This window comes from Polynucleobacter necessarius, from assembly GCF_900096755.1.
Classification (GTDB): domain Bacteria; phylum Pseudomonadota; class Gammaproteobacteria; order Burkholderiales; family Burkholderiaceae; genus Polynucleobacter; species Polynucleobacter necessarius_K.
The window spans coordinates 1,173,977-1,200,224 of the sequence record NZ_LT615227.1; the positions used below are offsets into that span (position 1 = coordinate 1,173,977).

26 protein-coding genes and 8 pseudogenes are annotated in these 26,248 nt (G+C 46.1%); 22 read left to right on the plus strand and 12 right to left on the minus strand.

Translation table 11 applies throughout. The annotated features are described in order from the left end of the window. Positions 1-68 precede the first annotated feature (68 nt). From DXE27_RS10245 to DXE27_RS06190, 10 genes and pseudogenes are all read left to right on the plus strand, one after another. Positions 69-941, plus strand: a complete 873-nt coding sequence (locus DXE27_RS10245; protein WP_331852059.1) for an ATP-binding protein — start codon at positions 69-71, stop codon at positions 939-941. Continuing rightward, positions 914-2,026 carry a 4Fe-4S binding protein gene (locus DXE27_RS10250; protein ID WP_331852076.1) on the plus strand — a complete coding sequence of 371 codons (1,113 nt, stop codon included), beginning with the start codon at positions 914-916 and terminating at the stop codon, positions 2,024-2,026. The genes DXE27_RS10245 and DXE27_RS10250 overlap by 28 nt, the downstream gene beginning before the upstream one ends. Positions 2,027-2,112: 86 nt before the next feature. Continuing rightward, positions 2,113-2,577, plus strand: coding sequence for a TorD/DmsD family molecular chaperone (locus DXE27_RS06160; RefSeq protein WP_231969689.1), 465 nt, complete (start codon positions 2,113-2,115; stop codon positions 2,575-2,577). Positions 2,578-2,795: 218 nt separating this feature from the next. Then, positions 2,796-3,005, plus strand: coding sequence for a formate dehydrogenase (locus DXE27_RS06165; protein WP_128113316.1), 210 nt, complete (start codon positions 2,796-2,798; stop codon positions 3,003-3,005). A gap of 61 nt (positions 3,006-3,066) precedes the next feature. Next, a pseudogene (locus DXE27_RS06170) lies at positions 3,067-6,046 on the plus strand (formate dehydrogenase subunit alpha). 27 nt (positions 6,047-6,073) lie between these two features. Then, positions 6,074-6,730 carry a formate dehydrogenase FDH3 subunit beta gene (gene fdh3B / locus DXE27_RS06175; protein WP_128113317.1) on the plus strand — a complete coding sequence of 219 codons (657 nt, stop codon included), beginning with the start codon at positions 6,074-6,076 and terminating at the stop codon, positions 6,728-6,730. Continuing rightward, positions 6,730-6,966: a hypothetical protein gene (locus tag DXE27_RS06180; RefSeq protein WP_128113318.1), complete on the plus strand. Its 237-nt coding sequence runs from the start codon at positions 6,730-6,732 to the stop codon at positions 6,964-6,966. The genes fdh3B and DXE27_RS06180 overlap by 1 nt, the downstream gene beginning before the upstream one ends. 47 nt (positions 6,967-7,013) lie before the next feature. Next, entirely contained in the window at positions 7,014-7,610 is a 597-nt protein-coding gene (locus tag DXE27_RS09220) for a hypothetical protein (RefSeq protein ID WP_197712341.1), read from the plus strand. Then, positions 7,558-8,067 carry a formate dehydrogenase subunit gamma gene (locus DXE27_RS09225; protein ID WP_231969869.1) on the plus strand — a complete coding sequence of 170 codons (510 nt, stop codon included), beginning with the start codon at positions 7,558-7,560 and terminating at the stop codon, positions 8,065-8,067. The genes DXE27_RS09220 and DXE27_RS09225 overlap by 53 nt, the downstream gene beginning before the upstream one ends. A 53-nt stretch (positions 8,068-8,120) precedes the next feature. Continuing rightward, the gene (locus DXE27_RS06190; protein WP_231969690.1) at positions 8,121-8,351 is read left to right on the plus strand and encodes a hypothetical protein; all 231 of its coding nucleotides are present in this window, start codon (positions 8,121-8,123) and stop codon (positions 8,349-8,351) included. 260 nt (positions 8,352-8,611) lie between these two features. Here DXE27_RS06190 and DXE27_RS09235 read toward each other — a convergent pair whose 3' ends face one another. The 3 genes from DXE27_RS09235 to DXE27_RS06200 are packed head-to-tail and all read right to left on the minus strand — an operon-like array spanning position 8,612 to position 9,543. Then, positions 8,612-8,887, minus strand: a complete 276-nt coding sequence (locus DXE27_RS09235; protein WP_197712345.1) for a P-loop NTPase family protein — start codon at positions 8,885-8,887, stop codon at positions 8,612-8,614. Next, positions 8,874-9,059 carry a hypothetical protein gene (locus tag DXE27_RS09240; protein ID WP_197712347.1) on the minus strand — a complete coding sequence of 62 codons (186 nt, stop codon included), beginning with the start codon at positions 9,057-9,059 and terminating at the stop codon, positions 8,874-8,876. Before DXE27_RS09240 ends, DXE27_RS09235 begins: the two co-directional genes overlap by 14 nt. Next, the gene (locus DXE27_RS06200) at positions 9,052-9,543 is read right to left on the minus strand and encodes an ABC transporter permease (protein WP_128113320.1); all 492 of its coding nucleotides are present in this window, start codon (positions 9,541-9,543) and stop codon (positions 9,052-9,054) included. The genes DXE27_RS09240 and DXE27_RS06200 overlap by 8 nt, the downstream gene beginning before the upstream one ends. Before the next feature lie 66 nt (positions 9,544-9,609). On the opposite strand from DXE27_RS06200, the gene DXE27_RS06205 reads away from it, so the two are divergent. The 3 genes from DXE27_RS06205 to cls are packed head-to-tail and all read left to right on the plus strand — an operon-like array spanning position 9,610 to position 12,034. Next, a complete protein-coding gene (locus tag DXE27_RS06205; protein ID WP_128113321.1) occupies positions 9,610-9,810 on the plus strand; it encodes a hypothetical protein in 201 nt (66 codons plus the stop codon). Continuing rightward, positions 9,810-10,562: an endonuclease/exonuclease/phosphatase family protein gene (locus DXE27_RS06210; RefSeq protein ID WP_128113322.1), complete on the plus strand. Its 753-nt coding sequence runs from the start codon at positions 9,810-9,812 to the stop codon at positions 10,560-10,562. Before DXE27_RS06205 ends, DXE27_RS06210 begins: the two co-directional genes overlap by 1 nt. After that, positions 10,559-12,034, plus strand: a complete 1,476-nt coding sequence (gene cls / locus DXE27_RS06215) for a cardiolipin synthase (protein ID WP_128113323.1) — start codon at positions 10,559-10,561, stop codon at positions 12,032-12,034. Before DXE27_RS06210 ends, cls begins: the two co-directional genes overlap by 4 nt. Here the strand turns inward: cls and DXE27_RS06220 are convergent. Next, positions 12,031-13,219: pseudogene (locus tag DXE27_RS06220) on the minus strand (CaiB/BaiF CoA transferase family protein). The gene cls and the pseudogene DXE27_RS06220 overlap by 4 nt on opposite strands. Positions 13,220-13,231: 12 nt before the next feature. Next, positions 13,232-14,401: pseudogene (locus tag DXE27_RS06225) on the minus strand (acyl-CoA dehydrogenase family protein). 160 nt (positions 14,402-14,561) lie between these two features. On the opposite strand from DXE27_RS06225, the gene DXE27_RS06230 reads away from it, so the two are divergent. From DXE27_RS06230 to DXE27_RS06240, 3 genes are all read left to right on the plus strand, one after another. After that, positions 14,562-15,065: a YqaA family protein gene (locus tag DXE27_RS06230; RefSeq protein WP_128113324.1), complete on the plus strand. Its 504-nt coding sequence runs from the start codon at positions 14,562-14,564 to the stop codon at positions 15,063-15,065. Between the two features lie 52 nt (positions 15,066-15,117). Continuing rightward, positions 15,118-15,894 carry a 3-hydroxybutyrate dehydrogenase gene (locus DXE27_RS06235; protein WP_128113325.1) on the plus strand — a complete coding sequence of 259 codons (777 nt, stop codon included), beginning with the start codon at positions 15,118-15,120 and terminating at the stop codon, positions 15,892-15,894. Between the two features lie 85 nt (positions 15,895-15,979). Continuing rightward, on the plus strand, positions 15,980-16,573 hold the full coding sequence (locus DXE27_RS06240) for a urate hydroxylase PuuD (protein ID WP_128113326.1): 594 nt from the start codon (positions 15,980-15,982) through the stop codon (positions 16,571-16,573). A gap of 98 nt (positions 16,574-16,671) precedes the next feature. Here DXE27_RS06240 and DXE27_RS06245 read toward each other — a convergent pair whose 3' ends face one another. The 3 genes and pseudogenes from DXE27_RS06245 to DXE27_RS06255 form a co-directional block, all read right to left on the minus strand. Continuing rightward, positions 16,672-17,841: an NAD(P)/FAD-dependent oxidoreductase gene (locus DXE27_RS06245; RefSeq protein ID WP_128113327.1), complete on the minus strand. Its 1,170-nt coding sequence runs from the start codon at positions 17,839-17,841 to the stop codon at positions 16,672-16,674. A gap of 57 nt (positions 17,842-17,898) precedes the next feature. After that, positions 17,899-18,070: pseudogene (locus DXE27_RS06250) on the minus strand (rubredoxin). A gap of 61 nt (positions 18,071-18,131) precedes the next feature. Further along, a complete protein-coding gene (locus DXE27_RS06255; protein WP_128113725.1) occupies positions 18,132-18,596 on the minus strand; it encodes a rubrerythrin family protein in 465 nt (154 codons plus the stop codon). A 137-nt stretch (positions 18,597-18,733) separates the two neighbouring features. Here DXE27_RS06255 and DXE27_RS06260 point away from each other — a divergent pair, with 137 nt between their 5' ends. From DXE27_RS06260 to DXE27_RS08945, 4 genes and pseudogenes are all read left to right on the plus strand, one after another. After that, a complete protein-coding gene (locus DXE27_RS06260; protein ID WP_128113328.1) occupies positions 18,734-19,639 on the plus strand; it encodes a hydrogen peroxide-inducible genes activator in 906 nt (301 codons plus the stop codon). A gap of 82 nt (positions 19,640-19,721) precedes the next feature. After that, positions 19,722-19,853 carry a hypothetical protein gene (locus DXE27_RS10440; protein WP_415064447.1) on the plus strand — a complete coding sequence of 44 codons (132 nt, stop codon included), beginning with the start codon at positions 19,722-19,724 and terminating at the stop codon, positions 19,851-19,853. Between the two features lie 15 nt (positions 19,854-19,868). Next, positions 19,869-20,828 (plus strand): annotated as a pseudogene (locus DXE27_RS06265) (alkene reductase); the annotation flags it as partial. Between the two features lie 106 nt (positions 20,829-20,934). Then, positions 20,935-21,159 carry a hypothetical protein gene (locus tag DXE27_RS08945; protein WP_172457117.1) on the plus strand — a complete coding sequence of 75 codons (225 nt, stop codon included), beginning with the start codon at positions 20,935-20,937 and terminating at the stop codon, positions 21,157-21,159. Here DXE27_RS08945 and DXE27_RS10255 read toward each other — a convergent pair. The 4 genes and pseudogenes from DXE27_RS10255 to DXE27_RS06290 all read right to left on the minus strand — a co-directional run bounded on the left by DXE27_RS10255 (position 21,094) and on the right by DXE27_RS06290 (position 23,894). Then, positions 21,094-21,630 (minus strand): annotated as a pseudogene (locus DXE27_RS10255) (cytochrome b). The gene DXE27_RS08945 and the pseudogene DXE27_RS10255 overlap by 66 nt on opposite strands. Before the next feature lie 96 nt (positions 21,631-21,726). Next, positions 21,727-21,918, minus strand: a complete 192-nt coding sequence (locus DXE27_RS06280) for a hypothetical protein (protein WP_128113330.1) — start codon at positions 21,916-21,918, stop codon at positions 21,727-21,729. Between the two features lie 132 nt (positions 21,919-22,050). Further along, positions 22,051-22,584, minus strand: coding sequence for a hypothetical protein (locus DXE27_RS06285; RefSeq protein WP_231969691.1), 534 nt, complete (start codon positions 22,582-22,584; stop codon positions 22,051-22,053). 159 nt (positions 22,585-22,743) lie between these two features. Next, positions 22,744-23,894 (minus strand): annotated as a pseudogene (locus DXE27_RS06290) (alpha-hydroxy acid oxidase). A gap of 146 nt (positions 23,895-24,040) precedes the next feature. Between DXE27_RS06290 and DXE27_RS06295 the strand changes: the two are divergent. Both DXE27_RS06295 and DXE27_RS06300 read left to right on the plus strand, forming a co-directional pair. Further along, on the plus strand, positions 24,041-24,943 hold the full coding sequence (locus DXE27_RS06295; RefSeq protein ID WP_128113331.1) for a DMT family transporter: 903 nt from the start codon (positions 24,041-24,043) through the stop codon (positions 24,941-24,943). 115 nt (positions 24,944-25,058) lie between these two features. After that, positions 25,059-26,196 (plus strand): annotated as a pseudogene (locus DXE27_RS06300) (aminotransferase class V-fold PLP-dependent enzyme). The last annotated feature ends 52 nt before the right edge of the window (positions 26,197-26,248 follow it).

Below are 26,248 nucleotides of genomic sequence, written 5' to 3' on the forward strand. Positions count from 1 at the left end.
CATCAATCTTTATGTAGACAAGAGGTTGATTCCTTTTTAAAAGCTTTGGATGGCTCTGATTCTTTGTGGTGGTAGCTTGTACGCAAGAGGGCGCATTATTTAGTGAGCTAGCCGATCAGGCCGAGAAGCCGCTGGTAGCCCCTCTGCGCTTTGTCAATATTCGTGAAGTTGCTGGTTGGACACAAGAGGCTAAAACTTCGGGACCAAAGATTGCCGCTTTATTGGCTTTGGCGGATATGCCAGAGGCTGAGCCTGTTCCTGTGGTGAATTACGAAAGTCAGGGCCGACTGCTGATTATTGGTGCAGGATCCCAGGCAATTCCTTGGGCGGAAAAATTAAGCCCATCTTTAGATGTGTCAGTTTTATGCACTGAGCCAGGTAACCTACCGCTTACTAGAAGCTATCCTATCTTTACAGGCGCGGTTACTAAGTTAGATGGTTATCTAGGTAATTTTTCAGTTGATTGGGATCTACAAAATCCGATTGATCCTGAGATGTGTACTCGCTGCGGGGCTTGTGTTGAAGCATGCCCTGAGGGCGCAATCAATCTTTCTTTTGAGATCGATTTAAGTAAATGTAAGTCTCACCGCGATTGCGTTACAGCATGTGCAAGTATTGGTGCAATTTCTTTTGATCGAAAAGAGCGTGCACGTAACGCTGAATTTGATCTGATTCTGGATTTGCGTGTGGATCCTAAAATGCGCATGAGTCAAACTCCACAAGGTTACTTTGCTCCTGGGGCGGATCCATTGGAGCAGGCCTTGGCAGTAAATCAGCTGTCAGAGATGGTGGGTGAGTTTGTGAGAAACCTAAATACTTTGTGTACAACGAAAAAGTTTGTGCACATGGCCGTAATGGCAAAGTTGGCTGTAGTGCTTGTATTGATGTTTGCTCAACCGGCGCAATTGGATCCATATTTAAAAATGGCCAAGGCTCTGTAGAGGTCAACCCAAATCTTTGCATGGGTTGTGGCGCTTGCGCCACTACTTGCCCTTCAGGTGCAATGCGTTACAACTACCCAAGCGTTTCGCATCAAGGTAAAGAGTTGAAAACCTTGGCCAGCGTCTTTACCGCAGAAGCCAAAAAGATCAATCAAGCAATGGTGCCAAGCTTGCTGTTGCACAGCTTAAAAGCTGGCACGCAAATGATTGACGGATTAGGTAGATCTGCGCATGTCATGCCAAAGCAGTTTGAAAGTCTTCCTGCTTTTGTTATTCCTTACGGTATTGAGCATATCGCCTCAACTGGTTTGGATTTGTGGCTTAGTAGCCTAACTTATGGTTTTGCTGAGGTTGTACTCCTTTTAAGTGGTGATGAATATCCGGCATATCGTGCTGCACTTGAAGAGCAGGCAAATTTAGCCAATAGTATTCTCAAAGCTTATGGATTTGATGAGCGCATTCATTTGATATTGGCAAGTTCTGCTGACGATTTAGCTACAGTATCTAAAGCAATGGGTCTATTGCGTCAGCGAGGTTCGCTTGGTTCCATCTGTACACCTGCAACGGTTGCCTTATCTAATCAGAAGCGCGAAACGCTAGAAGCTGCTTTAGAGCATTTACAAAAGCAAGCAAAAACACCGCTCCCTGAAGCTGGCGTTGCTCTACCAAAATCTTCTCTATTGGGTGGACTTGCAATTAATACAGATGCATGCACCCTCTGCATGTCATGCGTCAGCGGCTGCCCTGAGGGTGCGCTCTTAGATAATCCTGATGAGCCAATCCTCTCTTTCATCGAGAAGCAGTGTGTTCAATGCGGTATTTGTGTACAGACCTGCCCTGAAAAAGCATTAACCCTCGCGCCTCGATTGCAAACGGTTGAGCAGCGCAAGCAAAAGGCAGTATTCAATGAAACCCAGGCCTTCCATTGCATTAGCTGTGGCAAGCCCTTTGGAGCAATGAAGATGGTTGATTTGATGTTGACCAAGTTGGGTGCTCATGGCGCTTTTGCTGGTGCAGCAATGGACAGGCTGAAGATGTGTGGCGATTGTCGTGTAGTAGATATGGTGAAAAAAGAACATGAGTGAAATGGCAAAAGAGGCAGCAAAAGATAATTTATCTGCGGAAGTAGGGGATGTTGGCTTACCGGAGGATCTTGCAAGGGCTGACCTATATGGGTTTGATTGCATGTTTTTTTCAGATGCCACCAGATCAAGAGTTGTTAGATCAAATTGCTGCAACAGCAGATCAACAAGATGCCGCTGACGAGGCGCCTTTGGCAAAAGTCTGGATGGATGTGGTTGAGGTTGCGAAAAATAACCCAGCTAAAGCTTGGCATGATGAGTTTGATTTGAATTTCATCAGCGTTGGCAAACCCAATGCAGTGCTCAACGGTTCTTTTTATGTGGCCGGTCATTTGAATGAGAAGCCCTTGGTCAACATACGCAAGGCCTTAGCGGAATTTGGGCTAGAGGCGGCGGAAGAGGTTACTGAAACCGAAGACCATATTTCCGCGCTCTGCGAAGTAATGCGATACCTAATTGCAGGGGACGATGTCGAGATTTCAAACCTTACAAATCAAAAGGTTTTTTCAGTGAGCACATCCGCCCTTGGTATGACGAATTGTGCGATGCAATAGAAGATATTCCAGGGATGCATCTCTATCACCCAATTGCCGCTCTCACTAGAGAATTCTTGGCTATTGAGGGGCAAGGTTTTGACATGATTTGATGCTGCGTTGCAGCATCAAATCAGTTGAATTCATGACCTAGTAATCCCCTATATGGCCAATATGCCAAAAATGCAATTACGGATTACACTTGAGCGAAATCAAGAAAAATTACATAGGAGCATGCCATGAGCACTAAATCCAAAGTTGCTTTAAGCGAAGAAAATACACAGTCGCGCCGTAAGTTCTTTATTGGTGCAGGCGCTGCAGCTGTTGCTAGCCAAACTCCAGTTGGTAAGGCAGTTATCCAAGAAATTAGTAGCACCAAAACAGTGAAAGATGTCGGTCAAACGATGTCTGCACACATGCGCAAGTATTACGAAACCACTTTGATTTAACGATGTTTGTTTTGCTGTAACTGTTATTCAATAAATAAAAAAACTTTCTCAGGGACACCATATGAGTCTGACTCGTAAATCCAATACCCCACAAAGCAGTCGTTCAACATCGCGTCTGATTGGCAGCTTGTCACGCGGCTTAAAAGCTGCTGTGCCAATGATGGATCGCCGCACATTCCTTAAGCGCTCAGGCGTAGGAGTTGGTGCTGGTATCGCTGCTAGTCAATTGAGCTTTGTGTAAAAGGCCGCAGCCGAGCCAAGCAAGGCAATGCTTGATGGCAAAGGCAAGATTGAGGTTAAGAGATCCATCTGTACCCACTGTTCAGTAGGCTGCGCAGTTGACGCAACCGTTGAGAACGGTGTTTGGGTATGTCAAGATCCCGTGTTTGATCCCCCAATTAACTTGGGTGCACACTGCGCAAAGGGCGCAGCATTGCGTGAGCATGGTCATGGCGACTATCGCTTGCGTTATCCAATGAAGTTGGTTGATGGTAAATATCAGCGTATCTCTTGGGATCAAGCACTCACAGAAATTACTGCTCAGATGAAGGGCATTCGCGAGAAATATTCTCCGGACGCAATGTTCTTTATTGGATCATCTAAACATAACAACGAACAGGCCTACTTACTGCGTAAGTGGGCCTCTTTCTTTGGTACAAACAATACAGGCCATCAGGCTCGTATTTGTCACTCCACAACAGTTGCCGGTGTTGTGAACACTTAGGGCTATGGTGCGATGACCAAATAGCTATAACGACATGATGAATGCCAAGGCAGCCTTGTACATTGGTTCAAATGCTGCTGAAGCTCACCCTGTTTCTATGTTGAGTCTTTTGCACGCTAAGGAGAATGGCTGCAAAGTGATCGTGGTCGATCCGCGCTATACCCGTACAGCTGCTAAATCAGATCAGTACATCCGTATTCGTTCTGGTACAGACATTCCATTCTTGTTTGGCTTGCTCTATCACATCTTTAAAAACGGTTGGGAAGATAAGAAGTACATCAACGACCGCGTTTACGGTATGGAAGAGATTCGTAAAGAAGTTATGGAGAAGTGGACTCCTGCTGCAGTTGAAGAGGCTTGCGGTGTCCCTGAAGCTCAAATGTATAAAGCAGCTGAAACCATGGCCAAGAATCGTCCAAGTACAGTTGTTTGGTGTATGGGTCAAACACAGCACACCATTGGTAACGCAATGGTTCGTACGTCCTGTATTTTGCAGTTGGCATTAGGTAACGTAGGTAAGTCTGGCGGCGGTACCAATATTTTCCGCGGACACGATAACGTTCAAGGTGCAACTGACGTAGGTCCTAACCCAGATTCATTACCTGGCTACTATGGTTTGGCTGCTGACTCATGGAAACACTTCGCGGCTGTTTGAGGCGTTGACTACGATTGGATCAAAGGTCGCTATGCACCAGACATGATGGAGAAATCCGGAACTACCGTTTCTCGTTGGGTTGATGCTGTTCTCGAGAAGAACGACATGATTGATCAACAGACAAACGTTAAGGGCTTGTTCTTCTGGGGTCATGCACCTAACTCGCAAACTCGCGGCTTAGATATGAAGCGCGCGATGAATAAGTTAGATCTCTTGGTTGTGGTGGATCCATACCCAAGTGCTACAGCAGCAATGGCAGCAATGCCTGCGGCTGAAGGCGATGTTGTTAACAAGAATCGTAACGTCTACTTGTTGCCTGCGGCTACTCAGTTTGAAACTACTGGTTCTGCTACAGCTTCAAACCGCTCATTACAGTGGCGTGAAAAAGTTATTGACCCATTGTTTGAGTCTGTTCCTGACCACGTGATCATGCAAGCGTTTGCAGATCGCTTAGGCTTTGGTGAGGAGTTATCCAAGAACTACAAAATGCTCAACTCTAAATTTACTGGTAAGCAATGGAAAGAGCCGCAAATTGAAGATATCCTGCGCGAGATCAATCGCTCTTGCTGGACTATTGGCTACACCGGTCAAACTCCTGAGCGCCTCAAAGCTCATATGAGAATGGTTGGTGTATTTGATCCGAAGACATTGAAGTCCCGTGGTGGTGTAGACCCAGTAACCGGATACGACACTACTGGTGATTACTATGGCTTGCCTTGGCCTTGCTACGGCACAGCAGCAATTAAACATCCTGGCTCACCAAATCTCTATGACACCAGCAAGAGTGTGATGGAAGGCGGCGGTAACTTCCGCGCTAACTTTGGTGTTGAGCGTGAGGGTGTGAGTTTGTTAGCTGGCGATGGCTCTTGCTCTAAGGGATCGGCGATCACGACTGGTTACCCAGAGTTTGATCACGTGCTTGTAAAGAAATTAGGTTGGTGGGATCAGTTAACTGAAGATGAGAAGAAACTCGCCGAAGGTAAGAGCTGGAAGACTGATTTGTCTGGTGGTATTCAGCGCGTTGTAATGAAGAACGGATGCCATCCATTTGGTAACGCGAAAGCACGTGCGATTGTTTGGAACTTCCCGGATGCAATTCCAATTCACCGTGAAGCGCTCTACAGTACTAACGCTCCAATGATGCGCAAGTACCCAACAGCAGCGGACAAGAAGAATTTCTGGCGCTTGCCAACTCTCTATAAGACTGTTCAAGATCAAAACTTGAATAACAAGCTTTATGAGAAGTTCCCAATCATTTTGACTTCTGGTCGTTTGGTTGAGTACGAAGGCGGTGGTGATGAGACTCGTTCTAATCCATGGTTGGCCGAACTCCAACAAGAAAACTTTGTGGAGATCAATCCTAAGGCTGCAGCAGATCGCGGTATTAAGAACTGGGATTACGTTTGGGTGAAGTCTCCAACTGGTGCCAAGATTAAAGTTCGCGCATTGGTTACTGAGCGTGTTGATCAAGGCACGGCATTTGTGCCATTCCACTTTGCTGGTTGGTGGCAAGGCGCTGACTTGCGTAAATACTACCCAGAAGGTGCTGCTCCTGTAGTTCAGGGTGAAGCGGTTAACACTGCAACTACTTATGGTTATGACATGGTGATGATGATGCAAGAAACGAAAACCACAATGTGTCAAATCGAGAAATTTGCCTAAGTCAAAAAATAAAGTCAGGAGAACACAATGGCAAGAATGAAATTTATTTGTGACACAGAACGATGCATTGAGTGCAACGGTTGTGTCACTGCCTGTAAAAACGAAAACGAAGTACCTTGGGGTGCTAACCGTCGTCGCGTTGTAACAGTAAATGACGGCATCATTGGCCAAGAAAAATCAGTTTCAGTTGCTTGTATGCACTGTAGCGATGCTCCTTGTATGGCGGTATGCCCAGTAGATTGTTTCTACCGCACCGACGAGGGCGTAGTTCTGCACGATAAAGATATTTGTATCGGTTGCGGTTACTGCTCTTTTGCTTGCCCATTTGGCGCACCACAATTCTTGAGCAAGGGTGCGTTTGGTTCCCGCAGCAAAATGGATAAGTGCACATTCTGTAGTGGTGGTCCAGAAGAAAACGGCAGCGTTGCTGAATTCGAGAAATATGGTCGCAACCGTTTGGCAGAAGGCAAGTTACCACTTTGCGCTGAGATGTGTTCTACCAAAGCATTGATTGGTGGCGACAGTGATGTGATTACTGGCATTTTCAACAACCGCGTTGCTACTCGTGAGAAGAACGGCAAGTATCCAGGATCCAAGGCCTTTGGTTGGACTACTGCATATGGTGGTCCAGATGCGCCAGCGCCAACTCCAACACCTGCTGCAAAAATTCCAGGAGCTAAATAATGAAAGTGAATTTCAAAACTCTCGGCTTATGTTTTGCAGCAGTAGCTTTGTTGGCCGCTTGCTCTGAGCCTCCTGAAATTGCTGCGAAAGCTGCTAAACGTCCAGACGTTGCTCCTTACATGGGTGCAAACAATGGGTTCGTGACAAAGGGCTGGACACCAGGTAACCAAGCTAGTTGGACTGAGTCGATCGACAAGCGTACTCAGGGTCAAAACGAATACAGTCGCGTTAAGTGATCCACTAAATAACAACAAATAAAACGAAAACGTTTAAGGACATGTGTATGAAACGATCATTTTCTAAAGTTCTACGCACTTTGGTGGTGGCTGCTGGTTTGTCGCTGACTTTGGCAAGCGGAATGAGCTTTGCAGAGCGCGCACCGATGGCGCCATTGCCATCCCCTAGCGGAGTAGATGTGCCGCCTTTGTCAGTGCCAGCCAATCCAAATGCTTTGGCAAATGGAACTCAAGCCCAGGCTCAGCCGGCAAACCCTTCTATTTTTACTTCAGCAAATAGCGATCCCTACAACTACGTCAGCATTCCAGATAAAGAGGCTAGTGTTTTGATCCAGCGCTCTGGTCAAGAGTGGCGCTTAATCCGTAATGGCGTAATCACTGTTTACGGCGGCTGGTTATTGGCAATAGCTTTTTTCGGGGTTATTGCGATGTACACGGTTAAGGGCTCAATCAAGCTGCATGAACCAATGTCTGGCGTAAAGATCAAGCGCTTTAGTGCATTTGATCGCTTAGTTCATTGGTTGATGGCATTTAGCCTTAGCCTTCACTGGCATATTGATTCTGTATGGCAAGTACTTTGCAATGCCGTTAATGGGCGGGGCTGCTTATGGCTCATTCCTAATGGTTTGCAAAAACATCCATAACTTCACAGGTCCTTTATTCACTATTTGTATCGTGATTTTCTTCTTGCTCTTTGCGCACAAGAATTTGCCTGGTAAGGGTGACCTGCAATGGCATTTAACTTTCGGTGGAATTTTCAGTGGTAAGCATGTGCCAGCCGGTTTCTTTAATGGCGGTGAAAAGATCTGGTTCTGGTTTGGTATGACTTTCTTGGGCTTGGTAATTTCAGCCTCAGGCTTTGTGCTCGACATGATCGTTCCATTCATGACTATTGAATACACTCGTGGCACGATGCAGATTGCCAACATCATTCACAGCAGCGCTGCGATCTTGATGTCTGCAATGGCAATGGGACACATCTATATCGGCACCATCGGTATGGAAGGCTCAATCGATGGCATGAAGACTGGTTATGTAGATGCTACTTGGGCTAAAGAGCACCATGAGCTCTGGTATGACGAACTTAACAAAAAAGGGTAAGCCATGAAAAAATCATTGCTTTCACATTCTGCGCGTTTGCCGCATCTTCAGTATTGGCTGCACTGCCGCCGTTGACTCCTGAGCAAGCAGAGGCGGCAGCGCTTACTAAAGCAAAAGCTGCTTACGGCGATAGAGTCGGTGCATACAAGTTATGCCTAGCTCAAAACAAAGTAGCTGATCAATTTAGAGTTCCAGGCACACCTGCTCCAGCTGCATGTACAGCGCCGCCGCCATTTACACCGCCAGTGGCCACTGCACCTGCCGCAGCTCCAGCGGCTAAGTAATTAGTCGGCTAGTAGCTCTTGATGTAAGTAGCGTTTAGCTGCTTGTGTTTGGGGATTGGCAAAGAAGGGACCTACTGGTCCCTTTTCTTTTATCTCGCCCTGATCAATAAAGATGATGTGCTCAGCAAGTCTTTGCACCTGAGCCAATTGATGTGATAAAAAATAACATCTACACCTTGCTGATTAAATTGGCGAATTAATCCTTCAACTTTGCTCCGTAGTGTTGGGGTCAAGATTCGCAGTTGGCTCATCTAATAAAACTAAATTAGGCCTTTGAAGAATGGCCCTTCCAAGACATAGTTTTGTCTTTCGCCTGCCGATAATTTGTGAGCGGGACTGCCAGATAATTTGCTTAAGCCGACTTGTTCCATCACATCTACTAGATCAGAGTTGCTGATAGAGGAATCGGCATCACGAACGATTCCAATATTAGTAATGGCAGATGCTTTAATCATTGGAGTGTGATGCAAAACTAAGGAGATCCTCGTTTTAAAGGAGTAAGTAACAGTTCCGGTATCTGGCTTAATGAGGGCCATCAAGCAACTTTAAAAAAGTAGTCTTTCCGGCGCCGTTTGGCCCAATGCAAGCGGTAATTCGGTCGGCTGGGATGATGGCATGTGGAATATTGAGGATAGTTCTACCGTTGCTCTTTACTGTAATGCCCTTGAGCTCGATGAACTTTTCAAAATTCTCCATTGCATTAACCATAGCGACGCTCCGCAATTTGGCGAACTCCAAAGGTAAATAGATTTGCCAGCAAAACAATCATGAGCAGGGCTATGCCCAGTGCTAGCGCTAAAGGTAGGTCGCCTTTGCTAGTCTCCAGCGCAATTGCAGTGGTCATGGTTCTGGTGGAGTGATCAATGTTTCCGCCAACGATCATGACGGCTCCCACCTCAGAAATAGCCCGAGCTAGTCCGGCCAAAATGGCGATGGTCAAAGAGAAGCGGCAATCCCATATCAGCCATTTAAATCGGGATAGTGGTGGCAACCTTAGGCTTAAAAAAGAATCTCGGTGAATCTTCCAGGAATCCTCCAGAATTTGCCTGCTTAGGGCGCCAATTGGAAGGCCTAGTAGCGTTCCAATCAGCAGGGCGGTGAGGCTAACCTGCAGGGAAACCCAGACGATCCCCAGCACTCCACCATCTAAATGGGCGAGTAAGGTGAGGGCGTCCTGAAAAGCTTTCAACATGCGCTTGATTCTATCAAGGCAATGGCAAAATGGCTGTAATGAGACTGATTACCCTATTTTCGACTTATGGCTGAAGTGGTTTGCCTTTGCAATGAGGTTCTCGACGTGGATTTGCGCGAGTATCTGGATGCTAACCCAGTGGACTCTATAGAGGAGTTGCGGGAGCAGGCTTCTATTTGCAATAAATGTATGCAGTGCCAGGGGCTGGTTGAGGGCGAAATTTACTTGGCACGCGTAAGGCGTCAACGGGCGGCAGGACAGTTTTAATGACGATGTCTAAGAGCGCTCGCTTCACCGTCATGAGTATGAATGTCCATAAGGGCTTATCGCCATTACATCGACATTCAACCATTTACCAGTTGCGCGAAAAAATGCGCAGTCATCATCCTGATTTGCTTTTTTTGCAAGAGTTGCAACAGGAGCATCGCGGCAGGATTAGACGTTTTGATCAATGGCCGCTAACGGAATTGACCCACTTTCTGTCGGAAGAGTTTTGGCATGACTGGCATTATGGAAAAAACGTTGAGTATCGTAATGGTCATCATGGCAATGCCATTCTTTCTAAGCATCCTCAGCAAAAGGGAAATAACTACGATATTTCAGCATATCGTTTTGAGAGTCGTGGGTTACTTCATAGTGTTACAAAGCTCGATGGCATCGACAAACCAATCCATTGTTTTTGTGTGCACCTCGCACTCTTTGAGCGTGGTAGAGAGCGTCAGCTTGAGGCAATCATAGGGCATATTCAGAATTTGACCCAGGGCGGACCAACGATTGTGGCGGGGGATTTTAATAATTGGCGCAATCGAGTTAGCACGCCAATGAAGGCAGCTGGATTTAACGAGGTCTTTGAGGTTCTAACGGGCTCTCCAGCCAAGACTTTCCCAAGCATCAAACCGCTGCTTCCTATGGATAGGATTTATGTGCGCGGCTTAAAGATTCATTCTGCAGAAATTTTGCATGAATGGTTAAAACTGTCGGATCATTTAGGCATTACTGCAGAACTGGAACTTGTATGAACATCATGGCGTATATTTTTGGATCTGTTTTTGGCTTTTCTTTAATTTGGGTTCCGATAGCGCATTCAATCATCGTAGTTCTGTTTGGCTTTCATTTGATATCGGTAAGAAGGCCGGTTGGCGTTGCGTTTGCTTGGTTTCTAATCGTCATCTTGATTCCTATCATTGGTATTTCGCTGTATATATTGATTGGTGAACGCCCTGTGGGCCGAAAGCTAGCGCGAAAAATTATTCGCATGAATCATCAGTACGAAAAAATTACTGAAACAATGCGGCAACAGTTTGCAGCGGATCGTCAGAAGCTGCCTGTGGAAGGTAGAGCCCTAAGTCTTTTGGCTGAATCAAAAAATGGCTCGCCAGTGGCTGCGGGTAATAAGATTGAATTGCACACAAGTTCTTTGAAAATTCTGCAAAACTTTGTTGATGAGATTAATCAAGCTAAAAAAAGTTTGCATCTGGAGTTTTATATATGGGCCTTGGGTGGTGATGCCGATCGGGTTTGCGAGGCCTTGATCGCTGCGTCTAAGCGGGGTGTTGCTTGTCGTGTGCTGCTAGATTCATTGGGGAGTAAGGATTGGTTTAAATCCCATTGGCCAGCACGTTTTCGTGCGGCTGGCATTGAGGTAACTGAAGCCTTGCCTATTCAGATTGGTCGTTTTCAGTTCCGCCGCGCTGATTTGCGCCTACACCGCAAAATCTTTGTAATTGATGGTTCAGTTGTATGGACGGGTAGTATGAATTTGGTGGATCCTCGCACGTTCAAGCAAGACTCAGGTGTGTGCGAGTGGGTAGATGCCATGGTTCGCATTGAAGGCCCTGTGGCGGCCCAATTTGAACTTACTTTCGCATTCGACTGGAGTGTTGATAACCCCAGCATTATCCACTTTGATGATCGTGAACCACCTATTTCACCTCATGAGGGCGGCGCTATTGCGCAAGAGTTTTCATCTGGACCAGTTTACCGAGACGATATTTTGTATCAAGTCCTACTCTCCGCCATCATGGACGCCAGAGAGGAATTAACAATTACCACTCCTTACTTTGGGCCGGATGATGGATTAATTCAGGCGCTCTTGGCAGCTGCAGGTAGGGGAGTCAAGGTCACACTCATTTTGCCTAAATTGAATGACTCCACCTTGGTTGCTTGGAGCAGTAAAAGTTTTTATAGCGACTTAATGAATGCAGGCGTAACAATCGCCGAATTTCACGGGGGCTTATTGCACACTAAGAGTTTCTTAATCGATAAGCGAATCGCAATTTTTGGATCGGTTAACTTTGATCAGCGCAGCTTGCGCTTGAATTTTGAGATCAGTTTAATTGTGTATAACGTCGATTTTTGTGCCAAGCTGGAGAAGTTAATAGAGTCATATTTGGCGCAATCAGATCTCGTCAATCTTAAGGTCTGGGCTAAAAGGCCAATATGGCGTAAATACCTTGAGAACGCAGCCCATTTAACTTCGCCGCTGCTTTAAATCGCCCCGTTGGCCTTCATCTCAGCGATTTGAGCATCGGCCTAAGCCCAACTCTTTCAGGATGGCCTGAGTATGCTCGCCAACAGCAGGAATGGCATCCATGCGGAAGTCGTAACTATCGTTCAGACCGGGGGGGCAGGAGGGCAGCAATAGCGCCGTTAGGAGTGCCTACCTCTGTCCAGCGATTGCGGGCCTTTAGTTGCTCATGTTTCCATAGCCCCGCCATATCATTTAGATGAGCGTTGGCGATTTGCGCTTTTTCTAGTCTTGCGATCAATTTTGCTCAGAGGTAAGCTTGCTAAAGCAAGCATCAATAATTTCCAATAGTTCAGCACGCTTTTCATTGCGCTTGAAATTGCGATCGAAGCGCTCATCTTTGGCAAGAGCGGTATTCTCTAAAACAAGTTCACAAAACTGTACCCATTCGCGTTCATTTTGAAGCCCGAGCATCACAGTCTTGCCATCGCCAGCTTTAAAAGGACCATATGGGTAAATGGTGGCATGGGATGCGCCATTTCTTTGGGGAGGTTCTGCACCTTTATAGGCGTCATACATTGGAAAACTCATCCACTCACTCAACGCTTCGAGCATGGAAATATCAATCACCGTGCCTTTTCCAGTCTTTCCTCTTTGCAATAATGCTGCCAAGATGTTTGTGTAGGCATACATGCCGGCGGCTATATCAGCTATTGAGTTGCCTGCTTTACTCGGTGTCTCAGGAGTTCCAGTAATAGAAAGAAATCCCGCCTCGCTTTGAATCAAAAGGTCATAGGCCTTTTTGTCTCGAAACGGTCCATCATTTCCATACCCGGAGATGGCGCATGTAATAAGACCGGGATTCTCTTTTTGTAAAATTTCAGGGCTAAGACCCATCCGATTAGCTGCGCCTGGCGCTAGATTTTGGATAAAGACATCAGCTGTTTTTAGTAATGTTTTTAAAACTGCTTTTGCGGAGTCATGCGTAAGATCAAGAGTCAAACTCTCTTTGGATCGATTAACCCAAACGAAATATGAAGAGAGGCCTTCAACTTGAGCGTCATAACCTCTTGCGAAATCGCCACCACCGGGACGCTCGATTTTAATGATGCGAGCACCCAAATCAGCCAGTTGCCGAGTGCAAAATGGTGCGGCTACAACATGCTCGAGAGCAACTACGGTGATTCCATCCAAGGGGCGAGTGTGCATATCTAAGCCTTATTAGAAAGATCTTGGAAGACCAAGAACATGCTCAGCAATATAGGAGTAAATTAAGTTTGTCGAAATAGGCGCCACCTGATAGAGGCGAGTCTCTCTGAACTTGCGTTCAACATCATATTCGCTTGCAAAACCAAAGCCACCATGGGTTTGTAGGCAGACATTAGCTGCCTCCCAAGGTGCTTTGGCGGCAAGGTACTTAGCCATATTGGCTTCTGGACCACAGGGTTGATGGTTATCAAATAACTCGCACGCCTTAAATCGCATCAGGTTAGCAGCTTCAGTTTCAATATAAGAGTCTGCAATCGGAAACTGAATCCCCTGATTTTTTCCAATAGGACGATCAAATACAACACGCTCATTCGCATAGCGACGAGCTTTATCTACAAACCAATAAGCATCGCCAATACATTCAGCTGCAATCAGAGTGCGCTCCGCATTCAGGCCATCCAAGATGTACTTAAAGCCTTTACCTTCTTCACCAATTAAATTCTCTGCTGGAATCTCTAGGTTGTCGAAGAACACTTCATTAGTTTCGTGATTGACCATGTTGGCGATTGGTTGAATAGTCATTCCCTTGCCAATAGCTTCTTTAAGGTCGACGATAAAGATCGACATGCCTTCTGATTTTTTTGTTACTTCAGTTAGAGGGGTTGTTCTTGCCAAAAGGATCATTAAATCAGAATGCTGTATACGTGAGATCCATACCTTCTGTCCATTGACCACATACTTGTCACCTTTTTTAACTGCAGTAGTTTTGAGTTTGGTGGTATCGGTGCCGGTTGTCGGCTCCGTAACTGCCATTGCTTGCAAACGCAGGTCGCCCGATGCAATTTTTGGTAGGTACAGCTTCTTTTGTAAATCGGATCCATGACGCAATAAGGCACCCATGTTGTACATCTAACCATGACATGAGCCTGCATTGCCGCCAGCAAAATTGATTTCCTCCATGATGACTGATGCCTCAGCTAAACCAAGGCCGGAACCACCATACTCTTCAGGAATGAGCGCGGATAACCAGCCAGCCTTAGTCATTACATCTACAAAGGCTTCTGGATAGCCTCGTTCATGATCAATTTTCTGCCAATAGGCGGAATCAAAGCTTCCGCATAGATCGCGCAAGGCTTCGCGCATTTCTTGATATTGATCTGGCTTGGGAATGGGGTAACTCATGAAAGTCTCAATTTATAGGTTTTATGGTTAATTTACTAATATAGGTATTAGTTTAAGCAAGATTTGAAAATCTTGGGGGTTGGCTAAAACAAGGCAAAATAGGCCTTATGAGATCCGAAGATTTTTGCTCGTATGTCCTTACCCTGAGGGCCATTACTTAATGGAGCACGCATTCGAGCATTTTTTTGGCTGGTTTGGAATGCCATCAGTGGGTTTACCAGCCGTATTTTTAAGCTCATTTATTTCTGCGACTTTAATACCCGCTGGATCTGAACCAATTCTGTTTGGTTACATCACTCTCAATCCTCATTTATTCTGGGTGGCCATTGCCGTTGCAACAGTTGGCAATACATTGGGGGGCATGGTTGACTGGTGGCTCGGTTTGATAGCTCGCAACAGATTTAATGCGATGGATGAGCCCCGCAATAGTCGTATGAAGCGTTGGCTTGAGCAGTGGGGCCCAAAATTATTGTTGCTCTCGTGGTTGCCAGGGTTAGGCGACCCTTTGTGTCTGGCGGCGGGATGGTTGAGGCTGCCATGGCAGCCATGCCTTATTTATATGTTTATTGGGAAGCTATTGCGCTTCATTACGCTGACTTGGCTTCTGACCTTGGTGCCAGAGAGTTTTTGGCGTCAACTAGGGCATTGGCTGCATTTAATCTAGGCACAGTCGTTGTATCCTATGTTTTTATCCCCCAAATATTGAGAGTATTGATATGTCTTCTTTAAAAGGTAAAACTGCGTTAGTTACTGGCTCTACTAGCGGCATTGGCTTAGGTATGGCAATTGCGTTAGCAAAGCAGGGTGTCAATATTATGGTCAACGGCTTTGGCGAAAAAGATGAAGCTATCGCCAAGATCAAAGCTTGTGGCGTAGAAGTGGATTACCACGGAGCCGATATGAGCAAGCCAGCCGAAATCGAAGATCTCATTAAGCAAACTGAAAAACGTTTTGGATCACTCGATATTTTGGTGAATAACGCTGGCATTCAATACACATCAAATATTGAAGACTTCCCAACTGATAAGTGGGATGCCATTATTGCAATTAACTTAAGTTCTGCATTTCATACGACCCATCATGCATTGCCTGGGATGAAAAAGCGAAACTGGGGTCGCATTATTAATATTGCTTCTGTTCATGGTCTAGTTGCCTCCACTCAGAAGGCTGCTTATGTTGCCGCTAAGCATGGCATCATTGGCTTAACCAAGGTAACTGCCTTGGAAAATGCACGCACTGGCATTACCTGTAATGCAATTTGCCCTGGCTGGGTTTTGACACCTTTGGTTCAGAAGCAGGTTGATGCGCGGGCAGAGCGTGAGGGTATTTCTAATGAGGCCGCCAAGACTGCGTTGGTTTCTGAGAAACAGCCATCTGGTGAGTTTGTTAGCTTTGAGCAATTGGCTGCTTTGGCGGTATTCCTTTGTGGCCCAGATGCTTCAGAAGTTCGTGGTGTGGCCTGGAATATGGATGGCGGCTGGACTGCTCAATAACAGGCCCCAGGCCCTTAGGCAGCACAAACAAAATCGACAGAATCGTTTATAGTTAGACCCATTATTACTCATAGGAGATCCTTTCATGGCTTCAATCTTGACCTCTTTAGGGCGTACCGTTTTTGCGGGCTTTGTCCTCCTCGTTTTAATTATTTTGGCCTTGGGCGGCAACTTTAGTTCTGCTGAACTGCCGTTCGTGTTCCGTTGGTTGCACGTGATGTTTGGTGTGATGTGGATTGGTTTGCTCTGGTACTTTAACTTTGTGCAAATTCCTTCCATGCCAAAGATTCCTGATGAGCAAAAGCCAGCGATTGGTAAAGTGATTGCTCCAACAGCACTGTTTTGGTTCCGTTACGCAGCATTGTTTACTGTTGTAACTGGTTTAATCGTTGCTGCATTAAGTGGCTACTTGCATCAAGCTTTCACATTGCAAGCTCCATTCCGCGCAATCGGTCTGGGTATGTGGATCGCCTTGGTAATGGCTTTCAACGTTTGGTTCATTATTTGGCCAAATCAGAAGCGCGCTCTTGGTATCGTTGCTGTTGAAGCCGACGTAAAAGCAAAATCTGCTCGCGTTGCGATGTTGACATCTCGCTTGAATACATTGTTATCAGTACCAATGTTGTTCTTGATGGTTGCTCAGTCACACAACACTACTTGGTTCGTGATCGTTTCATAATCACCTGTAGCCAAGTAAATAAAAGGCCCGCTATGCGGGCCTTTTTGTTCCCCTAATCCAATAAATAGATATGGGCGAATGGAATGGGACGAAAGATATTAAGCCAGGATAGCTGGAAATTCCTTGGTTAATGCGCCGCGTTGCGTAGTAGCTGTACCCATTAATGCAAAGCCTAAGAGCTTGCCATCCGCAGATTCAAAGCGAGACTCCAAGCCACCTTCAACCGGTGTTGTTATCCATTTACCTTCGGCGCCTTTGGCTGGGGGAGACACAACCGTTGCTAAGGCTGGAGTTTTTACCATGACCGGCATTGCAGGGTAGGTGAGTGCAGTTACCTGTCCTATTAAGGTAGGCGCCAATGCTCTTGCTGCTTGCATAATCGGCATCACGTAAGGCAACACTAAACCCTCAACTTCTGCGCAATCTCCAATTGCAAAGATATTTTTAATATTGGTTTCAAGCTCACGATTAACTTGAATGCCAAGTCCAGTACTGATACCGCTTGCTTTAGCTAAATCAATTCTGGGCTTTAGGCCGACGGCTGATAAAAATACATCACAAACAACCTTGTTGCCATTTGCTAATGTGACCTGCAGCGAATCTCCTTCACGACCAATTGCTTGAACAGTCGTAGAGAGGTGCCAAGTGACGCCGGCAGCACTTAGCTTTCCTTGTAGTTCTAATGCTGCTGCTTCAGGTAGCAAGCGGCCCAGAGCCTGTGGCGCTAAATCAATCACATCAACTTCGTAACCACCCAATGCAAGGTCGTTGGCAAACTCACAGCCAATAAGGCCCGCACCAAGAATAGCCACTTTCTTCTTGCCGGTAATTGCAGATCTAAAGTGTGCGTAGTCTTCAAGGTCATTGACGGTGATCACATCACTTGCAGCATTGCCTTGGAGCGGTAGGCGAATTTGATCGGCCCCCAAAGCCAATACTAATTTGCCATAAGACACTACGCCTTTTGTAGTTTTTAAGGTTTGCGCATTTGTATCTATTGCACTGACATCGCACTCAGCCAACACAGTCATTTCTAGTTGAGTCGCCATGCCATCGGCTGGCGTGGAGATGAGTTGTGCAGCTTCTTTCTTGCTTGCAAGTGCAGTGGAAAGCATTGGCTTTGAGTAGAAATATCCAGGTTCTCGTGTTACCAAGGTAATGGGAATAGTTTTATCTAGTTTGCGAATTTCGCGAATAACGGTGTAGCCAGCCAATCTGCTGCCAATGATGACAATCGCGGATTGAGATTGAGGGGTAGTTTGATCCAAAGCTGGGCTCTCCAAAATATCGAATAGTAAACAGGATAAAGGGGTGTTGAACTGGTCTTAGCTTACCTGAACCATCTCAAAATCGGCTTTAGCGACGCCGCAGTCAGTCAGGGCACTCCCAGTCTTCAGGCACGTCTGCCCAGACCGTTCCTGCCGGAATGCCATCTTCTGGTATTCCTTTTGCTTCGTCATAGATATAGCCACATACGATACATTGCCAAGTTTTCATATTGATTCCTTAAATGATGTTTGAATTTTAAATTTAATTTCCAATTATTTCTGCAGCGCCTTTATTGAGCTGCAAAAACCTTTGCTTTTTCCAGGGCTTGCTTATAGTGGTTAGCGTGACGCTCTTCCACATTCGCTAGGGCTGCAAAGCGTTTTGCTGCCTTCGCTAAAACTGCCTGAAATTGCTCTGCATGCTCTTTTGACTCGGCAATTTGCTCATCAATCTCTGCGATAGCAGCAGCATTGCCTTCTTCGACCGCAGTTTTGCGGAACGATGGGTACATTTCGGTGTACTCATAGGTTTCGCCTTCAATGGCAATCTCTAGGGCGCGAGCTGGGGTGATGGAATTGGCTGGGTAGAGCAAATCTAAGTGGCCAAAAGCATGCATTGCCTCTTGGTCTGCTGTTTCTTCGTCACCAGCGGCGCGAGCCAATTTGGCAAAGTAGCGATACTTGATGTGGGCCATGGATTCACCGGCGAAGGCGGATTCTAAGTTTTGAATAGTTTTAATTTCTGGACTTGCCATTTTGATTCCTTTATTCATTAAATACAGTTTGTTGAGTCGTACTGCTTGTTTTCTCAACCATGTATGCAGTGTGCGCCTTATCAGTCTAATAAATCATTGTGATAGTATTTATCAAATAAATCGATAATGGAGGGCATATGGCCTATCTACCGTCATTAAGGCAGTTGGGTTATTTCGTGGCTCTGGCAAAAGAGCTCAATTTCACACGAGCAGCTCAAGCATGTTTTGTTGGGCAATCCACTTTAAGTGCGGGCTTAAAAGAACTTGAGGATGCCTTGGGAATTCATTTGGTGGAACGCGATCGCCAAAATGTTTCTATCACTCCAGTGGGGCTGGAGGTGCTTGAGCGTGCCAAACTTATCTTGGCGGCATCAGAAGATTTAGTTGAGTATGCGGGTGCAACAGGAAGACCAATGACTGCAACGATTCGTTTGGGCGTTATTCCAACTATCGCTCCATTTTTGCTGCCAACTGTTTTGCCGGAAATTCGCAAACGCTTTCCAGAACTTAAGGTTACTCTCAGAGAAGATTTAACGGCAAACTTACTATCAAGACTGGCTGAGCATAAATTAGATTTTGCGTTGATTGCCTTGCCGTATGACGTCAGTGGGTTGTTAGCACAAGAATTATTTGGTGATCATTTTTGGTTGGTTGCCAAAGAAGGCGATCCCGCCTTAAAGGGAAAAGAGGTTACCTTGCCCGCTAAGATGGCTGAGCGACTCTTGCTGCTGGAAGAGGGGCACTGCTTGAGAGAGCACAGTTTACAAGCGTGTAAGCGTGCAGACACTCGCAAAGCTGAAGGCTTGGAAGCAACTAGCCTGCTAACCCTATTGCAGATGGTGGAGTCCGGCCTGGGGATTGCATTACTTCCAGAGATGACAGTTAAAAGCAGTTTGTTAAACAATTCTGAACTGGTTGCAAAAGCCTTGGCTGAGCCAGCTCCCAAGAGAGTTATCGCATTGGTTGCTCGACCATCTACCGCTCATGCCCAAGAATTCAATGCGCTAGCTACCTGCATACGTGAGCAATTTGGCGCAGCTTAATTGCGCTACCCCTCCTCAGCAAAAGTTACTTATTCTTGTTACAGTCACCCATCTTATTTAATACTTACTAAAAAGGCAGCAAATGTCAGGCAAAGAAATCATGTTCACCCCGGTTAGCCTCGGATCCATTCATTTAAAAAACCGTTTAGTGATGGCGCCACTCACCAGAATGCGCGCAGTTGCCGGCGATGTGCCAAACCCATCCATTGGCTAAAAAACATACTACGCACAACGTGCTGGTGCTGGCTTGATCATTACGGAGGCGACACAAATTTCTTCGTTGGGTAAGGGTTACCCGGCAACCCCTGGAATTTACTCTGCAGAACAAACCGCAGCTTGGAAAGAAATCGTCGAGGCAGTTCATGCTAAAGGTGGTTCGATCGTTGCGCAGTTATGGCATGTGGGACGCATTTCCCACTCTTCATTGCATCCAGAGCAGGGCGTTCCTGAGGCGCCTTCAGCAATTGCTGCAGCCGGTCAAACTTACGGTGCTGATTGGAGGTTGCATGGCTATGAGACGCCAAAAGCAATGAGTCATCAAGATATTGCGCGCTTGCTCAAAGAGTTTGAAGCTGCCGCTCAAAATGCAAAAGCTGCAGGATTTGATGGCATTGAAATTCACTCAGCCAATGGCTACTTGTTGGATCAGTTCTTGCAAGACAAAACCAATCAACGTACAGACGAGTATGGTGGATTGATTGAAAATCGCCTGCGCCTGTTGGGTCAAGTTATTGAAGCGGTAACTAAAGCATTCGCAAGCGACCGAGTAGGGGTGCGCCTTTCCCCGTACGGTACTTTTAACGACATGAGTGATAGTGATCCAGTGGCATTGTTCACTGCTGCAATTACAAAGCTAAATGACTACAACTTAGCTTACGTTCATATGATTGAGCCACGTTCAACCAGCGCTGGAGGTGGCGACCAGACAAATGAAGATGCCCCAATCACATCAGAAATGTTCCGCACTGCCTATCAAGGGAAATTTATCACTGCTGGTGGTTATGACCAGGTCATGGGTGAAAAGGTTTTAGAAGAGGGCTTCGCTGACGCGGTTGCTTACGGACGTCTTTATATTTCTAATCCAGATTTGGCAGAGCGATTCCAACGGGGGGCTGCTATTAATGCATATAATCGCGCTACTTTTTATGGCGGCAATGAAGTAGGTTATACCGACTACCCCAGTCTTTAATGCGTGATCCCAGAATTTTTTTCTGGGTTTGAAATTAATAAGCCTCGCCTGTAATCTAGTCGGGGTTTATTTTTTGTCTTCAGGGTCTTTTAAAAGGCCATAGTGGTTGGCTACAAGCAACATCGCTAGAGATGCGCAGCCCATAGCAAAGAATTGCCACTGGTGCAGCATTGCGGTTCCAACCATGGTCATTAAGACAGTCCAGCCAACTGCCATCTTGGCTTTTTTAGAAAGCGGCTTCATTTATTCATCACTCCAGATTTGGTTAGCCATTCGCTTTATTCAATATGCGGCGAAGTGTATTGTCCTTAATGACGTAATGTTGCCATAAACCTGCCAAGGCGTGGATGCCAATTAGAAAGTACAGTGAGTTTCCTAGAAATTCATGTATACCTTCAACTACTTTTTTCATCTGAGGATCAGGGGTTACTAGTTGAGGCCAAACCAAGCCAAAGAAGTGGATTTCCTTGCCGCCATACTGAAAATATAGGATGCCAAAGATAGGTGAGATTAAAAGCAGGGCGTACAGAAGTCAGTGCATTGCCTTAGCTAGAGATACAAATAAAGGCTTTGGGTTTGTAGGCTCGGGTACCCCACAAGTTAAGCGAATCATGAGACGAAGTGCCATCGCTATAAAAATCACCTGTCCAATGACGCCATGGACTGTTTTGCAGAGCTCACGAGGCTCGCTTCCCTTAGGAAATTGCCCTTTGAGTTCAATCACTATAAAAGCGGCTACAACGAGGAGGAATACCAGCCAGTGAAAGAAGATGGAGGCTGGATGGTATTTGGTTCTGGTCATGGCGCGTCAGTGTTGGTGGATTCATCCCAAATATTAATGAATCTCATTAACATTAGCAACACCAGGGGTAATGCCCCTTAAAACAGCTGCTAAAGCTCAGTTATTGAGCCTAACCTTGGCGCTGAGCTCATTTGCCATGCCGCGTTTATCTATTTGAGACAGTCGCAGGGCCTCAACTTCAAAGTCCAGTTGTCCCGGGTGGAATTCTTCATCATTCTGAAGGTGGATGACATACGTCCAAACAAGCTCGCGACCACGGTTTTTAAATATATCTACTACACGTTTCATCTGGACCGCCTTTATGGCGAAGCTTATTTCTTGCTGATTGATGGTGTGGCTGCATCCATCTGTTGGGTTAAGTTGTTTTTGAGTGCCACTAAGTTTCTAGCCTCAATTCGAATGACGCCACCTCTTGGACTGTCAATATCGGCAATTAAAAAAGAAAGATACTGAAATAACAAAAGGGAAGATCATGAAGAGGCCAATATTCTTCTCAAAATTACGCGCACCAAAGCCCACTAAAAGATTGGCGCAGGTAGCAATGGCTGCCATCAATGCCCATGCTGTAAACGGTATGCGATTCCACCAGGCAGCCTGTACATAGCCTTGAGAATTTAAAACGTCATTCATACCTGAGGCAACTAGGGCTGTGACTGGGTTCGCTTGGGCTCTCACCGCCGGAACAATTTCATTCCAAAGGGCGGTTTGCAGTTGATCGGTTTTATCGCGAATCTCTTGAATCTTTTCTGAGCTCTGCTTGGAATAAAACAGGATGCGTTGATCTACGTACTTTAGGGGTAATTCCTTGGTGGCGGCAGATGCTTTTGGAGGCAAAAGATCGGCTCGCAAGTATTCGGTTCCAATGGCATTTGCCTCGCCTTCCTCAAAAATCTCCCGCTGATCATGACGGTCAATAGCCATTGAGAAGGTGAAGCCAATAATTAAGGCCAGCAAGGTTAAGGTGGCTGTCTGAATGATGCCGAGATCCTCAGAGGTCTCAGTATCTTTGGTGCGGTAGCGACTCAGTCCAGCGTGCCCAAACCAAACAGCAAAAGCAAATACGAGGAAAGAAATTCCAAATACGGCAAGAGGGTAGTTGAGGATATGAGTAATTTAAAAAGTCCCTGGATACAAGATGTCTTTAGTGACGTTCTGGATATCGCGATGGCCTGTAAATGCCATAGTGATGTCCAGTTCGTTATGAATGAGCTCTAGGCACTTGGTAACACCAGCCTCACCCATAGCGCCCAAACCATATAAGAATGGGCGACCAATCATCGTGCCGCGTGCACCTAAGGCCCAGGCTTTAAGAACGTCTTGACCTGAGCGGATTCCGCCATCTATCCATACTTCGATATCTTTGCCAACTGCATCCACAATTCCAGGCAGCGCTTGAATGCTAGAAACAGCGCCATCTAATTGACGTCCGCCGTGGTTGGAAACAATTAAAGCATCTGCTCCCGAGTTTGCCGCTAAGCGCGCATCACCTTCATCCAAGATTCCTTTGATGATGAGTTTGCCGCCCCAGACAGAGTTTTTTTGATCCATTCCACATCACCCCAATTGAGGCCCGGATCAAATTGTTCTGCAGTCCAAGAAGAGAGTGAAGACATGTTGCCGACACCTGTTGCATGACCAACAATATTACGGAAGGTTCTGCGAGGAGTCATGGCCATGCCTAAGCACCAGCGTGGCTTGGTCGCCATATTGATCATGTTGGCAATAGTCAGTTTAGGCGGCGCAGAGAGTCCACTCTTTAAGTCTTTATGGCGCTGACCTAAGATTTGTAGATCTAAGGTCAATACAAGTGCGGAACAGTTAGCTGCCTTAGCGCGCTCAATCAGGCGCTCAATAAAGCCACAGTCTTTCATGACATATAGTTGAAACCAAAATGGTTTGGTTGTGCGCTCTGCTACATCCTCAATAGAGCAAATGCTCATAGTGGATAAACAAAAAGGCACGCCAAACTTCTCAGCAGCTTTGGCTGCCAAAATTTCACCATCAGCATGCTGCATTCCGGTAAGGCCGGTAGGGGCTAGCGCAACTGGCATGGTGACCTCTTGTCCAACCATGGTTGTCTTAGTTGTGCGATTAGTCATATCAACTGCTACACGCTGACGCAACTTAATCTTTTGAAAATCGGACTCATTAGCGCGATAGGTTGACTCAGTCCATGAGCCAGAATCGGCATAGTCATAGAACATCTTAGGGGTGCGTTTTTGATGGAGGACCCGTAAGTCTTCTATATTGGTAATGATTGCCACAATGTATCCTTCGGTTTGATGCTATTTTGCTAAGACAAAAGCTTAATTTAAGCTCTATCTTAGCAATACTGGGGATTTGTTTCTACAATGCCAGGGTATCCCTTGCTTGGGGACCCTAAATAACTGCTTCCCCATTAATTCGCTGAATGCAACAACTCAATTTCGCCACCATTTTCTATTTGCTCACAGCCACAGCCTTATGGGCAGGCAATGCAATAGCTGGGCGTGTATTGGTGGGTAGCATCTCTCCCATCACCCTGAGTGCAGTTCGTTGGGGATTAGCAGCTTTACTTTTGCTTCCCCTGGGCTGGCGCGTATTTAAGCCGGAAAGTGCCTTATGGCAAAACAAGAAACGTTTCCTGCTCTTGGGTTTATTTGGAGTGGGTAGTTACAACGTACTCTTATATCTTGCTCTTCAAACATCCACTGCGATTAATGTCACCTTAATCGGCGCCAGCATGCCCATCTGGATGTTATTTATTGGCGCCGTGTTTTATCAAGTCAAACCAAGTATTTTGCAAATGATTGGCGCGGTTGTGAGTTTGCTCGGTGTTGGAATTGTGCTAACACGTGGAGATCTAGCAGCCTTACTCTCTATGCAAATGGTTATTGGTGATCTACTTATTATGTTGGCCACCATCTTGTGGGCTTTTTATAGTTGGATGTTAAGTCGCCCTGGCGCTAGTACAGAGCGTCAATGGCCATGGGCTGAATTTTTAATGGCGCAAGTAACCATCGGTTTGTTATGGACCGGATTTTTTGACGGTTTTGAAATTGCTGCCGGTCATGCTTTCATTGATCTGAATTGGTGGACTGCATCATTAATAGTGTTTGTAGCGGTTGGCCCTTCGTTGATCGCCTATCGCTGTTGGGGTTTGGGTGTTAATGGAGCAGGCCCAACGGTCGCAGCCTTTTTTGCTAATTTCATCCCTTTATTTACAGCGCTTCTATCGGCCGCCATGCTGGGTGAGCCACCACAACTATTCCATGGATTAGCTTTTGCCTTGATCGTGGCTGGCAACGCTATTTCCTCTAAAACAGCTAAATAGATTTAGAAAAACAGGCAAAAATACCCTTTTAAGCGGCGTTTTTGGGCCTATCACCCAAAAAAGTCTTAAATCAGTATCATTTAGGGCTAATCACTGAAATCCCTAGGAAATTACTATGCCAGGCTTGCTCCCCAACGTTGATCCAGATGGTTTGTTGGAGTTCTCGGTTGTCTATACAGACCGTTCCCTCAATCACATGTCTGAAGAGTTCAAACGCGTCATGGTGGATATCTCCAGCGTGTGTTGAAGGATGCGTATAACACAAGCTCTGCGGTCATCGTTCCTGGTAGCGGCACTTTTGGCATGGAGGCAGTTGCTCGTCAATTTGCCAACAATCAAAAATGCTTAGTCTTGCGTAATGGCTGGTTTAGCTATCGCTGGACTCAGATTTTTGATTTAGCCAATATTACTGGTGATGTGACTGTTCTCAAGGGTCATCAATTAGAGGATGCAGCTCAGGGCGTATTTGCGCCAGCCCCGATTGAAGAGATGGTTGCTTTCATTAAGAAAGAAAAGCCTGCGGTGGTGTTCGCACCTCACGTAGAAACTTCGGCTGGAATCATTCTTCCTGATGATTACCTTAAAGCAGTAGGTGAGGCGGTTCGCTCTGTAAATGGTTTATTTGTATTGGACTGCATTGCATCTGGTGCGATGTGGGTAGATATGAAGGCTTGCAATGTGGACGTATTAATTACTGCCCCACAAAAAGGCTGGAGCAGTTCACCATGCTGTGCTTTGATCGCGCTCGTGAGCGCATCGATGCAACCCAAAGCAGTAGCTTCTCTATGGATCTGAAGAAGTGGTTGCAGATTATGGAAGCCTATGAAAAGGGTGGCCATGTGTATCACACAACGATGCCGACTGATGCGCTCAAGATTTTGCGCAACGTTATGAAAGAAACGCAATCCCTTGGCTTTGCGGCTCTGAAAGCCAAGCAGGTGGAATTGGGTAACAAGGTTCGTGAATTATTGGTTTCTAACGGTTATAGCTCTGTATCTGCCAAAGGCTTTCAGGCTCCTGGCGTAGTGGTTAGTTACACCAAAGATCCAGATATTCAATCTGGTAAGAAGTTTATTGCCCTAGGTCTGCAAACTGCAGCAGGTGTGCCGCTGCAATGTGATGAGCGTCCAGACTTCCGCACCTTCCGTATTGGTTTATTTGGTCTAGAGAAATTAGCTCACGTAGATCGTACCGTTGGACATTTGGCTGCTGCATTAGAGAAGATCACTGAGTCTGAAGCACAACCAGCGTAATCGGATGTAAGCATAGCTGCATAACAAAAAAGGCCATCTATTAATGGCCTTT

Excerpts from the sequence above, each read along its gene's own strand:
- DXE27_RS06160 (WP_231969689.1), top strand. The coding sequence starts at position 2,113 with ATGGGTTTGATTGCATGTTTTTTTCAGATGCCACCAGATCAAGAGTTG.
- DXE27_RS06165 (WP_128113316.1), top strand. The coding sequence starts at position 2,796 with ATGAGCACTAAATCCAAAGTTGCTTTAAGCGAAGAAAATACACAGTCG.
- fdh3B (WP_128113317.1), top strand. The coding sequence starts at position 6,074 with ATGGCAAGAATGAAATTTATTTGTGACACAGAACGATGCATTGAGTGC.
- DXE27_RS06180 (WP_128113318.1), top strand. The coding sequence starts at position 6,730 with ATGAAAGTGAATTTCAAAACTCTCGGCTTATGTTTTGCAGCAGTAGCT.
- DXE27_RS09220 (WP_197712341.1), top strand. The coding sequence starts at position 7,014 with ATGAAACGATCATTTTCTAAAGTTCTACGCACTTTGGTGGTGGCTGCT.
- DXE27_RS09225 (WP_231969869.1), top strand. The coding sequence starts at position 7,558 with ATGGGCGGGGCTGCTTATGGCTCATTCCTAATGGTTTGCAAAAACATC.
- DXE27_RS09235 (WP_197712345.1), bottom strand. The coding sequence starts at position 8,887 with ATGGCCCTCATTAAGCCAGATACCGGAACTGTTACTTACTCCTTTAAA.
- DXE27_RS09240 (WP_197712347.1), bottom strand. The coding sequence starts at position 9,059 with ATGGTTAATGCAATGGAGAATTTTGAAAAGTTCATCGAGCTCAAGGGC.
- DXE27_RS06200 (WP_128113320.1), bottom strand. The coding sequence starts at position 9,543 with ATGTTGAAAGCTTTTCAGGACGCCCTCACCTTACTCGCCCATTTAGAT.
- DXE27_RS06205 (WP_128113321.1), top strand. The coding sequence starts at position 9,610 with ATGGCTGAAGTGGTTTGCCTTTGCAATGAGGTTCTCGACGTGGATTTG.
- DXE27_RS06210 (WP_128113322.1), top strand. The coding sequence starts at position 9,810 with ATGACGATGTCTAAGAGCGCTCGCTTCACCGTCATGAGTATGAATGTC.
- cls (WP_128113323.1), top strand. The coding sequence starts at position 10,559 with ATGAACATCATGGCGTATATTTTTGGATCTGTTTTTGGCTTTTCTTTA.
- DXE27_RS06230 (WP_128113324.1), top strand. The coding sequence starts at position 14,562 with ATGGAGCACGCATTCGAGCATTTTTTTGGCTGGTTTGGAATGCCATCA.
- DXE27_RS06235 (WP_128113325.1), top strand. The coding sequence starts at position 15,118 with ATGTCTTCTTTAAAAGGTAAAACTGCGTTAGTTACTGGCTCTACTAGC.
- DXE27_RS06240 (WP_128113326.1), top strand. The coding sequence starts at position 15,980 with ATGGCTTCAATCTTGACCTCTTTAGGGCGTACCGTTTTTGCGGGCTTT.
- DXE27_RS06255 (WP_128113725.1), bottom strand. The coding sequence starts at position 18,596 with ATGGCAAGTCCAGAAATTAAAACTATTCAAAACTTAGAATCCGCCTTC.
- DXE27_RS06260 (WP_128113328.1), top strand. The coding sequence starts at position 18,734 with ATGGCCTATCTACCGTCATTAAGGCAGTTGGGTTATTTCGTGGCTCTG.
- DXE27_RS10440 (WP_415064447.1), top strand. The coding sequence starts at position 19,722 with ATGTCAGGCAAAGAAATCATGTTCACCCCGGTTAGCCTCGGATCCATT.
- DXE27_RS06280 (WP_128113330.1), bottom strand. The coding sequence starts at position 21,918 with ATGAAACGTGTAGTAGATATATTTAAAAACCGTGGTCGCGAGCTTGTT.
- DXE27_RS06295 (WP_128113331.1), top strand. The coding sequence starts at position 24,041 with ATGCAACAACTCAATTTCGCCACCATTTTCTATTTGCTCACAGCCACA.